This is a genomic window from Streptomyces sp. NPDC096012 (assembly GCF_040426375.1).
Lineage (GTDB): Bacteria > Actinomycetota > Actinomycetes > Streptomycetales > Streptomycetaceae > Streptomyces.
The window spans coordinates 98480-111152 of record NZ_JBEOTD010000008.1; the positions used below are offsets into that span (position 1 = coordinate 98480).

General features: G+C 74.3%; 11 protein-coding genes. 5 read left to right on the plus strand and 6 right to left on the minus strand.

All coding sequences use genetic code 11. The annotated features are described in order from the left end of the window. Positions 1 to 103: 103 nt before the first annotated feature. From trpC to lgt, 5 genes are all read left to right on the plus strand, one after another. Positions 104 to 913, plus strand: coding sequence for an indole-3-glycerol phosphate synthase TrpC (gene trpC / locus ABVB68_RS11205; RefSeq protein WP_353600769.1), 810 nt, complete (start codon positions 104 to 106; stop codon positions 911 to 913). Positions 914 to 1209: 296 nt separating this feature from the next. Next, positions 1210 to 2493 (plus strand): tryptophan synthase subunit beta, encoded by a 1284-nt coding sequence (gene trpB / locus ABVB68_RS11210; RefSeq protein WP_353600770.1) that lies wholly within the window; start codon positions 1210 to 1212, stop codon positions 2491 to 2493. After that, positions 2490 to 3308 carry a tryptophan synthase subunit alpha gene (trpA, locus tag ABVB68_RS11215; RefSeq protein WP_353600771.1) on the plus strand — a complete coding sequence of 273 codons (819 nt, stop codon included), beginning with the start codon at positions 2490 to 2492 and terminating at the stop codon, positions 3306 to 3308. The genes trpB and trpA overlap by 4 nt, the downstream gene beginning before the upstream one ends. 107 nt (positions 3309 to 3415) lie before the next feature. Next, complete coding sequence (locus ABVB68_RS11220) at positions 3416 to 4189, plus strand: DsbA family protein (protein ID WP_353600772.1); 774 nt, start codon at positions 3416 to 3418, stop codon at positions 4187 to 4189. 85 nt (positions 4190 to 4274) lie between these two features. Continuing rightward, positions 4275 to 5327 (plus strand): prolipoprotein diacylglyceryl transferase, encoded by a 1053-nt coding sequence (lgt, locus tag ABVB68_RS11225; protein ID WP_353600773.1) that lies wholly within the window; start codon positions 4275 to 4277, stop codon positions 5325 to 5327. A 75-nt stretch (positions 5328 to 5402) separates the two neighbouring features. Here the strand turns inward: lgt and ABVB68_RS11230 are convergent, their stop codons facing one another. Genes ABVB68_RS11230 through ABVB68_RS11255 form a run of 6 tightly spaced genes read right to left on the minus strand, consistent with a single transcriptional unit; the run spans position 5403 to position 11991 of the window. Further along, complete coding sequence (locus ABVB68_RS11230; protein WP_353600774.1) at positions 5403 to 6215, minus strand: HpcH/HpaI aldolase/citrate lyase family protein; 813 nt, start codon at positions 6213 to 6215, stop codon at positions 5403 to 5405. After that, positions 6212 to 7417 carry a CaiB/BaiF CoA transferase family protein gene (locus ABVB68_RS11235; protein WP_353600775.1) on the minus strand — a complete coding sequence of 402 codons (1206 nt, stop codon included), beginning with the start codon at positions 7415 to 7417 and terminating at the stop codon, positions 6212 to 6214. Before ABVB68_RS11235 ends, ABVB68_RS11230 begins: the two co-directional genes overlap by 4 nt. Next, complete coding sequence (rbsK, locus tag ABVB68_RS11240) at positions 7414 to 8307, minus strand: ribokinase (RefSeq protein ID WP_353600776.1); 894 nt, start codon at positions 8305 to 8307, stop codon at positions 7414 to 7416. Before rbsK ends, ABVB68_RS11235 begins: the two co-directional genes overlap by 4 nt. Then, on the minus strand, positions 8304 to 9665 hold the full coding sequence (locus tag ABVB68_RS11245; protein ID WP_353600777.1) for an ADP-ribosylglycohydrolase family protein: 1362 nt from the start codon (positions 9663 to 9665) through the stop codon (positions 8304 to 8306). Before ABVB68_RS11245 ends, rbsK begins: the two co-directional genes overlap by 4 nt. Further along, complete coding sequence (locus ABVB68_RS11250; RefSeq protein WP_353600778.1) at positions 9653 to 10864, minus strand: ADP-ribosylglycohydrolase family protein; 1212 nt, start codon at positions 10862 to 10864, stop codon at positions 9653 to 9655. The genes ABVB68_RS11245 and ABVB68_RS11250 overlap by 13 nt, the downstream gene beginning before the upstream one ends. Before the next feature lie 8 nt (positions 10865 to 10872). Beyond that, on the minus strand, positions 10873 to 11991 hold the full coding sequence (locus ABVB68_RS11255) for an ADP-ribosylglycohydrolase family protein (protein WP_353600779.1): 1119 nt from the start codon (positions 11989 to 11991) through the stop codon (positions 10873 to 10875). Between the last annotated feature and the right edge of the window lie 682 nt (positions 11992 to 12673).

The window sequence follows — 12673 nt, forward strand, 5'->3', positions numbered from 1 at the left end:
CCGCCACCGGATGCGAGGCCTTGGCGCTCCTGCGGATACCATCGCAGTGACTACGGGTTCTCGGAACCCGAAGGAACCACCGCCCAGGAAGGGGGCCGCTCGCGTGAGTGTGCTCGACGAGATCATCGACGGAGTCCGTGCCGACCTCGCGGAGCGGCAGGCACGCGTGAGCCTCGACGAGCTCAAGGAGCGCGCGGCCAAGGCCCCCGCCGCCAAGGACGGGGTGGCCGCGCTCAAGGGCGACGGCGTCAAGGTGATCTGCGAGGTCAAGCGCTCCAGCCCCTCCAAGGGCGCGCTGGCCGCGATCGCCGACCCGGCCGCGCTGGCCGCGGACTACGAGGCGGGTGGCGCGGCCGTCATCTCCGTCCTCACCGAGCAGCGCCGCTTCGGCGGCTCGCTGGCCGACCTGGAGGCCGTCCGCGCGCGCGTGGACATCCCGATCCTGCGCAAGGACTTCATCGTCACGTCGTACCAGCTGTGGGAGGCCCGCGCGTACGGCGCCGACCTCGCGCTGCTGATCGTGGCCGCCCTCGACCAGCCGGCCCTGGAGTCGCTGATCGAGCGGGCCGTCTCCATCGGCCTCACCCCGCTCGTGGAGGCGCACGACGAGGACGAGGTCGAGCGGGCCGTGGACGCGGGCGCCAGGATCATCGGTATCAACGCGCGCAACCTGAGGACGCTGGAGGTCGACCGCGGCACGTTCGAGCGGGTCGCCCCGGAGGTCCCGGAGGGCATCGTCACGGTGGCCGAGTCCGGGGTGCGCGGACCGCACGACCTGATCGCCTACGCCAACGCCGGCGCCGACGCGGTGCTGGTCGGCGAGTCGCTGGTCACCGGCCGCGACCCCAAGGCGGCGGTGGCCGACCTGGTGGCGGCGGGCGAGCACCCGGCGCTGCGGCACGGCCGCGGCTGATCCCCCGCTAGGCTTGGTTGCGATGACCCTCACGATGACGACCGTGGACCGGTACGCCCGCCTGGCGCGCGGCTGCCGTCCCCGGGGCTGCCGTGCGCCGGCCCGGCGCGTGCACGGTCGCCGGGTGCGCTACGTCATCGGTGACGAGCCCGGACAGGTGAACGGGCGTCGATGGCAGCGCGCCCCCAGGGGCGCGGGGAACTGCGCGACCAGCCACACACCACCTGAGGCCGTTCGACATCCTCCGCCCCACGGCGATTCGTGTTCTTCATCCACACTCACCGTGAGGTTTCCGCATGCCCAGCGAGTTCTTCATCCCCGACCCGGACGGTCACATCCCCAGTCCCGAGGGCTACTTCGGCGCGTTCGGCGGCAAGTTCATCCCGGAGGCCCTCGTCGCCGCCGTGGACGAGGTCGCCGTCGAGTACGACAAGGCCAAGCACGACCCCGAGTTCGCCCGCGAGCTCGACGACCTGCTGGTCAACTACACCGGCCGCCCCAGCTCCCTCACCGAGGTGCCGCGGTTCGCCGAACACGCCGGTGGCGCCCGGGTGTTCCTCAAGCGCGAGGACCTCAACCACACCGGCTCCCACAAGATCAACAACGTGCTCGGCCAGGCCCTGCTCACCAAGCGCATGGGCAAGACGCGGGTCATCGCCGAGACCGGCGCCGGCCAGCACGGCGTCGCGACCGCCACCGCCTGCGCGCTCTTCGGCCTCGACTGCACCATCTACATGGGCGAGATCGACACCGAGCGCCAGGCCCTGAACGTCGCCCGCATGCGCATGCTCGGCGCCGAGGTCGTCGCCGTGAAGTCCGGCAGCCGCACCCTCAAGGACGCCATCAACGAGGCGTTCCGCGACTGGGTCGCCAACGTCGACCGCACCCACTACCTGTTCGGCACGGTCGCCGGCCCGCACCCCTTCCCGGCCATGGTCCGCGACTTCCACCGGGTCATCGGCGTCGAGGCCCGCCGTCAGCTGCTCGAGCGCGCCGGCCGCCTCCCGGACGCGGCCGTCGCCTGCGTGGGCGGCGGCTCCAACGCCATCGGCCTCTTCCACGCCTTCATCCCCGACGAGGGCGTCCGGCTCATCGGCTGCGAGCCCGCCGGACACGGCATCGAGACCGGCGAGCACGCGGCCACCCTGACCGCGGGCGAGCCCGGCATCCTGCACGGCTCCCGGTCCTACGTCCTGCAGGACGAGGAGGGCCAGATCACCGAGCCGTACTCGATCTCGGCGGGTCTGGACTACCCGGGCATCGGCCCCGAGCACTCCTATCTGAAGGACTCCGGCCGCGGCGAGTACCGCGCGGTCACCGACGACGCCGCCATGCAGGCCCTGCGCCTGCTGTCCCGCACCGAGGGCATCATCCCGGCCATCGAGAGCGCCCACGCCCTGGCCGGCGCCCTGGAGGTCGGCAGGGAGCTGGGCAGGGACGGCCTGATCGTCGTCAACCTGTCCGGCCGCGGCGACAAGGACATGGACACCGCCGCCCGCTACTTCGGCCTCTACGACACCGACGCCGAGGTGGCCGCCGACGAAGCCGACACCGCCGAGATCGAGGGAGACGCCAAGTGAGCGGGAACAGCGAGCTGCTGACGGACACCCTGGCGGCCGCGAAGGCCGAGGGCCGCTCCGCGCTCATCGCCTACCTGCCGGCCGGCTTCCCCACGGTGGACGGCGGCATCGAGGCGGTCAAGGCCGTGTTCGACGGCGGCGCCGACGTCGTGGAGGTCGGCCTGCCGCACAGCGACCCGGTGCTGGACGGCCCGGTCATCCAGACCGCCGACGACATCGCCCTGCGCGGCGGCGTCAAGATCGCGGACGTCATGCGCACGGTCAGGGAGGCCCACGAGGCCACCGGCAAGCCCGTGCTCGTCATGACGTACTGGAACCCCATCGACCGCTACGGCGTCGAGCGCTTCACCGCCGAGCTGGCCGAGGCGGGCGGCGCCGGCTGCATCCTGCCCGACCTGCCGGTCCAGGAGTCGGCCCTGTGGCGGGAGCACGCCGACAAGCACGGTCTCGCCACCGTCTTCGTCGTCGCCCCCAGCAGCCGGGACGAGCGGCTCGCCCAGATCACCGCGGTGGGCAGCGGCTTCGTCTACGCCGCCTCGCTGATGGGCGTCACCGGCACCCGCGAGTCGGTCGGCACGCAGGCCCAGGACCTGGTCGAGCGCACCCGCGGCACCGGCACCGCACTGCCCGTCTGCGTCGGGCTCGGCGTCTCCGACGCGGCGCAGGCCGCCGAGGTCGCCGGCTTCGCCGACGGCGTCATCGTCGGCTCGGCGTTCGTCAAGCGGATGCTGGACGCCCCGGACCACGCCGCGGGCCTCGAGGAGGTCCGCCGGCTGGCCGGCGAGCTGGCCGAGGGCGTGCGCCGCCGGGTCTGACCGGCGGCAACCGTCCGGAGCCGGTCACCACGGAAGATCCGGTCACTCGAACGGGTGGACCTGGGACCGGGGAGGCGCGCTGCGCCTCCCCGGTTCGTTCTGGGGGTGTGAGCGAGAACAACCGTGACGGAAAGCGCACGGCCCGGGAACGGCTGACGGTCGAGCGCGAGAAGCAGAAGGCCGCGGAGAAGCGGCGGCGCACGCTGATCGTGGGCGCGAGCGTCGTCTGCGTCCTCGGCCTGGCGGCGGTGATCGGCGTGGTCGCCGCCAACGCCGGCAAGGACAAGCAGAGCGGCGCGGGCCCGGTCGTGGCGCCCTCCGGCGCGCAGGGCAAGGACAGCCTCGCCATCCCGGTCGGCAAGGACGGCGCCAAGTCCACGCTCACCGTCTGGGAGGACTTCCGCTGCCCGGCCTGCCAGGCCTTCGAGACGGCGTACCGGCCGACGCTCCACGAACTCGCCGACGCCGGCAAGCTCAGAATCGACTACCACCTGGTCCGCCTGATCGACGGCAACCTCGGCGGCAGCGGCTCCCTGCGCGCGGCCAACGCCGCCGCCTGCGCCCAGGACGCCGGAAAGTTCCGCGACTACCACGACGTGCTGTACGCGAACCAGCCCAGGGAGACCGACGACGCCTTCGGCAGCAACGCCCGGCTGATCGAGCTGGCCGGCAAGGTCAACGGCCTGGACACGCCCGCCTTCCGCACGTGCGTGCAGGACGGCACCCACGACAACTGGGTGAACAAGTCCCACAAGGCCTTCAAGTCCGGCAACTTCTCCGGCACGCCGACGGTCCTGCTCAACGGCAAGAACATCTACCAGGACCAGACGATGACCCCGGCCAAGCTCAAGCAGATGGTGGAGGACGCCGACAAGCGGTGAGGGTGTTTTCCCACGCTCCCGTTATGGACCCGTAGCCGGGCTGCTTGCCGTCCCCACGGCCCGGCACGGTAGCGTCGGACCTGCCATGGAACTTGCCTACATTCCCAGCCCGTCGCGCGGGGTGCTGTATCTCGGCCCCATCCCGCTGCGCGGCTACGCCTTCTGCATCATCATCGGCGTCTTCGTCGCCGTCTGGCTCGGCAACAAGCGCTGGGTCGCCCGCGGCGGACGGTCCGGCACGGTCGCCGACATCGCTGTCTGGGCCGTGCCGTTCGGCCTGGTCGGCGGCCGGCTCTACCACGTGATCACGGACTATGAGCTGTACTTCAGCGACGGCCGTGACTGGGTGGACGCCTTCAAGGTCTGGGAGGGCGGCCTGGGCATCTGGGGCGCGATCGCGCTCGGCGCGGTGGGTGCCTGGATCGGCGCGCGCCGCCGGGGTGTCCCGCTGCCCGCGTACGCCGACGCCGTGGCGCCGGGCATCGCGTTCGCGCAGGCCATCGGCCGCTGGGGCAACTGGTTCAACCAGGAGCTGTACGGCCGCGAGACGCACGTTCCGTGGGCGCTGCACATCACCTCCGCCGAAGGCGGCCGGGTGCCGGGCTACTACCACCCGACCTTCCTCTACGAGTCCCTGTGGTGCGTCGGCGTCGGCCTCCTCGTCATCTGGGCCGACCGCCGCTTCGTGCTGGGCCACGGCCGGGCGTTCGCCCTGTACGTCGCCGCGTACTGCGTGGGCCGCGGCTGGATCGAGTACATGCGCGTGGACGACGCCCACCACATCCTCGGTCTCCGGCTGAACGACTGGACCGCGCTGGCCGTCTTCCTGCTCGCCGTGGCCTACATGGTGGTGTCCTCGAAGAAGCGGCCCGGACGCGAAGCGGTGGTGGAGCGGGGAATGCCCGGCGCCTCCTCCGACGGCACGGCCGATGACGTCTCCGGCGGCCCGGCCGACGGTGCCGAGGACGCCGCCGAGGACACGGGGAAGCCGGAGCACGCCGGGACGGCGGAGGACGCCGGAAGGCCGGAGGGCGCCGGGAAGGCGCCGAACGGCGGGAAGCCGGAGGACGCCGCCGAGCCGGAGAACGCCGGATCGGTGGAGGACGAGACCGCCGAGTCGGCTTCGAAGAAGAGCTGACCCGCGCCACTGACGGCACCGAGGGCGCCCGGGATCTCCGGGCGCCCTCGGCGTGTCCGGGCACCGGGGCACCGGTCATCGCCGGTGGGCCAGCGACAGCGTCCGCCGGGCCGCCGCGACCACCGCCGCGTCGATGAAGCGGCCGTCGGGCAGGGCCTGGGCCCCCTGCTCCTCCGCCGCCGCCTTGATGATCGTCTCGGCCTGCTCGATCTCCGCGGGCGTGGGCAGATAGGCCCGCTCGATCACCGGAAGCTGCCGGGGGTGGATCGCCGAACGGCCCAGGAAGCCCAGGGCGCGTCCGCGGGCGCAGGACGCGGCGAGGCCGTCCAGGTCGCGGATGTCGGGGTGGACGGACTGCGACGGCGGGGCCAGACCCGCCGCGCGGGCGGCGACGACCACCCGCGAGCGCGGCCCGTCCAGACCCGCGTCGGCCCGCAGTCCCAGGTCGGCCCTGAGGTCCGCCTCGCCGAGGGAGATGCCCCGCAGCGCCGGATGGGCACCGGCGATGGCGTAGGCGTGCTCGATGCCGAGGGCCGACTCCAGCAGCGCGTACAGCGGAAGCGGGGTGGCCACGGCGACCTGCCTGATCTGGCCGGGCGAGGTCACCTTCGGCAGCCGTAGCCCGGACACGCCCGGCAGCGTGGCCAGTGCCGCGAGGTCCGCGGCCGCCCACGGGGTGTCCAGGGCGTTGACACGGACGTGCACCGGGACCGGCTGGCGGGTGCGGAGCAGCTCGGCCGTGGCGGCGCGGGCGTAGTCCTTGCGGTCCGGGGCGACCGCGTCCTCCAGGTCGATCACCACCGTGTCGGCGCCCGCCGTCAGCGCCTTGGCCACGACGTGCGGGCGGTCGCCGGGAGCGTAGAGCCAGGTGAGCGGGAACCGGATCACAGGGCGCCCTCCGCGCGCAGGGCGGCGATGTCGGCCGGGCCCAGGCCCAGTTCACCGAGCACGGCGTCCGTGTCGGCACCGTGCGGGCGGCCGGCCCAGCGGATCGCGCCGGGTGTGGCGGAGAGCCGGAAGAGGACGTTCTGCATGCGCAGCGGTCCCAGCTCCGGGTCGCTGACCGTGGTGACGGTCTCCAGGGCCTGGTACTGGGGGTCCGCCAGGACGTCCCGGACGTCCTGCACCGGGGCCGCGGCCGCCTCCGCCTTCTCGAAGGCCGCCAGCACCTCGGTGCGGGTGCGGGCGGCGATCCAGGAGCCGACCGCCTCGTCCAGCACGTCGGCGTGCGCGGCCCGGCCCACGCCCGTGGCGAACCACGGTTCGGCGGCCAGCTCCGGGCGCCCCACCAGCCGCATCACCCGCTCGGCGACCGACTGCGCGGAGGTGGAGACGGCGATCCAGGCGCCGTCGGCGGTGCGGTAGGTGTTGCGCGGGGCGTTGTTCGCGGACCGGTTGCCGGTGCGCTCCTGCACATGACCGAGCTGGTCGTACCAGGTCGGCTGGGGGCCGAGGACCGACAGGATCGGCTCGATGATCGCCATGTCGACCACCTGCCCGCTGCCGGTGCGCTCCCGCGCCGCCAGCGCCGTCAGCACGGCGTAGGCGGTCGCCAGGCCCGCGATGGAGTCGGCGAGCCCGAAGGGCGGCAGCGTCGGGGGCGCGTCCGGCTCCCCGGTGATGGCGGCGAAGCCGCTCATCGCCTCGGCGAGGGTGCCGAAGCCCGGGCGGTGGGCGTACGGGCCGAACTGGCCGAACGCGGTGACCCGGGCCAGGACCAGCCGCGGGTTGGCCGCGGACAGCTCGTCCCAGCCCAGGTCCCATTTCTCCAGGGTGCCGGGGCGGAAGTTCTCGATCACCACGTCGGCGGTGGCGGCGAGCCTGAGCAGGGTGCCGCGGCCGCCCGGCGTGGACAGGTCGAGGGTGATGGCGCGCTTGTTGCGGCCGAGCACCTTCCACCACAGACCCACGCCCTGCCGGGCGGGTCCGTGGCCGCGCGAGGGGTCGGGCCGGCGGGGATGCTCGACCTTGATCACCTCGGCGCCGAAGTCGCCCAGCAGGGTCGCGGCCATCGGGCCCGCGAACAGGGTCGCGAGGTCCAGCACCCGCAGACCGGCGAGGGCCGGGTGCGTACCCGTCGCCGTACTCATGCGGTGTACTGGGCGTCGATCTCCGGGCGGTACGGCATCGAAGCCGACGCCCCGGCCCGCTGGACGGAGATCGCCGCCGCGGCGGCCGCCCAGGACAGCGCCTCCCGTACCGGTTTCTCCTCGGCCATGGCCACCGCCAGCGCGCCGGCGAAGGTGTCGCCCGCGCCCGTGGAGTCGACGGCGGTCACCCGGGGGGCGGGGACCACGAGCGGTTCGGCGCCCCGCGCCAGGTACAGGCTGCCGGTCGCGCCCAGGGTGACGACGACCTCCGGCACCAGGTCCAGCAGCGCCGCGGCCGCCTCGCGTGGGTCCGTGCGGCCGGTGAGGGTGAGCGCCTCGTACTCGTTGGGCAGCAGCAGATCGGTGGCGGCGAGGAGTTCGGGTGGCAGCGGCCGGGCCGGGGACGGGGTGAGGACCGTGCGGATCCCGTGCCGGCGGGCCGCCTCCGCGCCCGCGACGACCGCGGCGAGCGGGATCTCCAGCTGGAGCAGCAGGGTGTCGGCGGAGGCGATCAGCTGCTCGTCGCCGGGGGAGAGGTGGTCGACCGTGCCGTTCGCGCCGGGGATGACGACGATGGAGTTGCCGCCCTCGTCGTCCACGACGATGTGCGCGGTTCCGGAGGGGCCCTCGACGGTGCGCAGGAAGTCGGTGTCGACGCCGGAGTGTTCGAGGGTGTCGCGCAGCCGCAGGCCGAAGGCGTCGTTGCCGACCGCGCCGATCATCGAGACGGTGGCGCCGGCGCGGGCGGCGGCGATCGCCTGGTTGGCGCCCTTGCCGCCGGGGATCGTACGGAACTCCCGTCCGGTCACGGTCTCGCCGCGCTGCGGGGCCTTCGTGACGTAGGTGACCAGGTCCATGTTGGTGCTGCCGAGGACGGCGATGTGAGTCATGTGCGGGTCGCCTCCAGGTGGGTGAGGTGGGCGAGGGAGTCGAAGCCGGTGCCGTCGAAGTCCGCGACGGTGGTGGCGAGCCGGTTCTTCAGCGGGCCCCGAAGGCGGTCGGGCAGCGCCTCCGGGGTGCCGGCGAGGAGACCGGCGATGCTGCCGGCCGTCGCGCCGTTGGAGTCGGTGTCCCAGCCGCCGGACACCGCACGGCAGACGGAGCCGGCGAAGTCGCCGTCCGCGTGGGTGAGGGCGGCGGCGGTCAGGGCGGTGTTGGGAATCGCGTGGACCCAGTGGTGGGCCGGGTCGTAGCGGGCGTGCAGGGCGTCCACGACGTCGTCGAAGTCCTCGGTCGACCGGGCCAGCCGGACGGCGTGGCCGACCGCCTCCGCCAGCCGGGAGCGGGGCGGGAGCACCGCGCGGCCGGCGTGCAGGCAGGCGTGGACGTCGTGGGTCCCGGTGGCGGCGGTGGCGATGACGGCGGCCGTGAACATGGCCGCGTACACGCCGTTCGCGGTGTGGGTGAGGACGGCGTCCCGGTGGGCCTGGCCGGCCGCGGCGGCCGGGTCGCCCGGGTTGGTCCAGCCGTGCACGTCGGCGCGGATCAGGGCGCCGATCCACTCGCGGAACGGGTTGCGGTGGCGTGCCGTGTGCGGGGGTTCGACACCGGTGAGGAGGTTGCGGTAGGCGATGCGCTCGGCGGTGAAGGTGCGGCCGGGCGGGAGTTCCTCCAGCCACAGCCGGGCCACGTCCGTGGTGGTGAAGGCCTTCCCGTGGCGCCGCAGCAGCAGGAGGTTGAGCAGGGGGTAGTTCAGGTCGTCGTCCTCGGGCATGCCGTCGATGTTCTCGGCGAGGGAGGTCGGTGCCGAGCGGCGGTTCCAGGGGTACTCCCCGAGGAGCGGCCCGGGCACGCCCCTGGCGGTGAAGTAGGTGGTCAGGGGCCAGTTGCCGGCGGCCCGGGCGAGGGCACGGATGCCGTCCAGGGGGAGCTTCTCGACCGGCTTGCCCAGCAGGCAGCCGATGGCCCGGCCCAGCCAGGCGGCCTCCAGGGCGGCCGGTGCGAGCGCAGCGCGCAGCCGTACGGCGGGCCAGTCGGGACACGCGGCCCTGATCCGGGCCAGGTCCGTCGGTTCGTCCTCGCTCAGCCCGCTGGGCAGGTCGGCCAGTTCGTCCAGCAGGTCCTCGGCCAGCAGGCGCAGGTAGCGGGACACGCGGTGGGCGGAGGCCCCCGCCCGTTCCGGGGCGTCGGGGCCGCCCGCCGCCCGCCATCTCGCCTCGATCGCCGAGGGTTCCCGGCCGTCCAGGCGGGCCTGGCGCAGTTCGTGGCCCAGCAGGTCCTCCGGCTGGACCCAGGTCAGCCGGAGCACGGGCGGCCTCCGAGTGCGGTGAACGCCCGCTCATGGGCGCGCCGGCGGCGCACGTCCCGTTCGAAGATCTCGCGGGTGACCGCGGTGAGCGTGCGGGCCGGCTCCCACAGGTCCAGCCGGCTCGCCTCCGCGACCGCCTTCGCCCAGTCCTCGGGCACGGGCGAGCCGAGGGCGCCCGCGAGGGCACCGGCCATCGTGGCGATCGAGTCGCAGTCACGGCCGTAGTTGACCGACCCGAGGACGGCGTGCCGGTAGTCACCGCCGGCGACCAGCAACATGCCCAGTGCGATGGGCAGTTCCTCGATGGCGTGCAGACGGGAGGGGCGGCGTGCGGCGAGCGTGGGGGCGCGGTAGTCCGGACCGACCGTGTCGTACGGGGCCACCGCCGCGCGCAGCGGACCGAGCGCCGACTCGAAGTCCCGGTGGCGTGCGGCGACTTCGCAGACCGCCTCGATCGCCGTGCGGGTGCCGTCCTTGGCCAGCGCCAGACAGGCGGTGACGACCGAGTCCGGGGTCGCGCCCGGTGCGCCGGCGGCGGCCACGGCCGCGGCGAAGACGCCGGCCGCCTCACGGCCGTACGACGACTGGTGCGCGCCGGCGACGTCCAGCGCCTCGGCGTAGGCGGCGGCCGGGGCGGCCGTGTTGACCAGGCCGACGGGCGCCATGTACATCGCCGCACCGCAGTTGACGATGTTGCCGACGCCCGCCTCCCGGGGGTCGACGTGACCGTAGGCGAGCCGGGCCACCAGCCACTTCTCGGCGAGGAAGACGCGGTGCAGCGGCAGCGTCTCGGTCTGCAGCTCAGGGATCCAGCGGGGGTTGGTCATCAGGTCCGGGACCAGGTGGTCGGCGATCGCGTGGGCGTCGAGGTGGTCGCGGACGCGTTCGTAGACCCGGACCAGCGCGTGGGTCATCAACGTGTCGTCGGTGACGTGGCCGTCGCCCTTGTGGTACGGGGCGATGGGGCGGGCGGTGCGCCAGTCGTCACCGTGCCAGGGTCCGACGATGCCGTGGATCCGGCCGCCGTGGCGCTCGGCGATCTGGTCGGGGGAGTAGCCCTCGACCGGACCGCCGAGGGCGTCGCCGACGGCGGCTCCGACCAGGGCGCCGGTGATCCGCTCGTCGAGCGCGTGCGGAGGCGGGCCGCCGGTTTCTTCTCCCTCGACCTCTTCAGGGTCTTTGGGTGCTTCGGGCGTCATGGGCCGAATCATCCCCCTGGAGGGGCCGGTTGTGCGGCTTCCAGGAGTCCGGCGAGTTCCACCAGGTCGGTGCCGGTGAGGCGGGGCAGCGCGCAGCCGCTCAGGGTGCGGCAGGCGTCCCGCCAGGTCCGCGGGATGGCCGCGCCGCCGCCGAGGGCGCCGGTCAGCGCGCCCGCGAGGGCGGGGGCGGAGTCCGCGACCCGGGACAGGCAGGCGGCGGCGGGGACGGCCTCGGCGATTCGGCCGCGGGCGGCGGTGGCCAGGGCCAGGGCGACCGGCACGGTCTCGGCGGCGGCGATGCCGTAGCTGTAGACGTGGTCGACGATCTGGTGTTCGAGGAGGGGGACGAGGGCGAAGGCGGACTCGCCGTCCCGTGCCAGGGCGAGTGCGTGGCGGGTGTTGCGGCCGATCTCGGAGTCCGCGGGGAGTTCGGCGAGCGCGGCGGACACGCAGGTGGCGGTGTCCACGCCGGTCAGCGCCAGCGCCAGGGCCGCGGCCATCGCGCGGGCGCCGTGCACACCGTCGCCGTCCTGGGTGTAGCGGGCGTCGAACTCGGCGAGCGCGGCGGCACTTCGCGGATCGCCCGGGTGGGCCACCGCGAGGACGCAGGCGCGGACGCAGGCGGCGTCGTCGAAGTAGTGCGGGTTGTCATGGCCGGTGGCGGGCGGGCGCAGGCCGGCGGCGAGGTTGCCGAGGCCTGCCCGGACGGAGATGCGGGCGCGCAGGGGGAGGACGGCGGACTCGACCTCCGGGGCGCGATCCGCCGCGGCGGCGACCTCGGAGGCCACGGTGGTCCAGGTGAGGTCGATCGCGGCGCGCATACGGCGTTCCCGGCTGAGGTCGCCGAGTACGTCGTCGTCGCCGGCGCGCAGGACGGCCTCTGCGGCGAAGACCGCCCACTCGGCGTCGTCGGAAGGGCCGAGGCGGAGGGGCTCGGGGGGCTGGTTCAGGGCGATCGGGACGGGCAGGGTGGTGGTGGCGTTCTGCTCCGCGAACGTGTCCAGCTCCCGGGTGAGGCGGCGGGTCCACTCGGGCATGCGGGCGGCGCGGTGCCGGGCGGCGGGCCAGCCGGCGGCGTCTCCCGCGGCGAGGCCGAGGAGGAGGCCCTCGATACGGCGTGACGTCATGACCGCGGCTCCCTCTCGCCCGCCGGGCACTCACCGGCCCCGACGAGCGGCCTGGCCTCCCGGCCCGGCCCCCCACCGCTCACGACCCCCTCCAGCGGGCTCGACCCGCTGCCTCCCTGAGCCTCCGGTGGGCTCGGCTCGTCGATTCCCTTTGCCTCCGGTGGGCTCGGCTCGTCGGTCCCCCGGCTCTCCAGGGGGCTCGGCGTCCTGGTCCCCAGGCCTTCCGCCCACCCACCGCCCGGCTCGGTGGGTGGGGAGGTGGACGTTGGGGGTGGGGGTGGGCCCAGCTCGGTGGGTCGGTGGGTGACGGTTGGGGGCGGGAGTGGCTCGGTGGGCTGCGGGGTGTGCGTTGGGGGTGGGCCCAGCTCGGTGGGTCGGTGGGTGACGGTTGGGGGCGGGGGCAGTTCCGGGGGCTGGGGAGGGGGCGTCAAGGCCGGCGGCTGTGAGGCCTCCGGCGCCGCGCTGTCCGCCCCGCACCTCGCGCCGCCGCCCGGCGCCGCGCTGTCCGCCCCGCACCTCCCGGCGCCGCCCGGTCCCGGCAGTTCCACGGGCAGGGCTTCCGGTAGTGCGCTGCCCGCCCCACGGTTCTCGCTCGCGACCGGGGTTTGCGGTGGTGCGTGGTCTGGCTCCCGGTTCTGGCTCGCGGCCGGTGTCAGGAGTGGCGTCGGCGGGGTTTGCGGTG

What these genes read in the sequence shown, in the direction of transcription:
- ABVB68_RS11235 (WP_353600775.1), bottom strand. Translation starts at nt 7,417, where the DNA reads ATGAGTACGGCGACGGGTACGCACCCGGCCCTCGCCGGTCTGCGGGTG.
- ABVB68_RS11255 (WP_353600779.1), bottom strand. Translation starts at nt 11,991, where the DNA reads ATGACGTCACGCCGTATCGAGGGCCTCCTCCTCGGCCTCGCCGCGGGA.
- trpB (WP_353600770.1), top strand. Translation starts at nt 1,210, where the DNA reads ATGCCCAGCGAGTTCTTCATCCCCGACCCGGACGGTCACATCCCCAGT.
- ABVB68_RS11250 (WP_353600778.1), bottom strand. Translation starts at nt 10,864, where the DNA reads ATGACGCCCGAAGCACCCAAAGACCCTGAAGAGGTCGAGGGAGAAGAA.
- lgt (WP_353600773.1), top strand. Translation starts at nt 4,275, where the DNA reads ATGGAACTTGCCTACATTCCCAGCCCGTCGCGCGGGGTGCTGTATCTC.
- rbsK (WP_353600776.1), bottom strand. Translation starts at nt 8,307, where the DNA reads ATGACTCACATCGCCGTCCTCGGCAGCACCAACATGGACCTGGTCACC.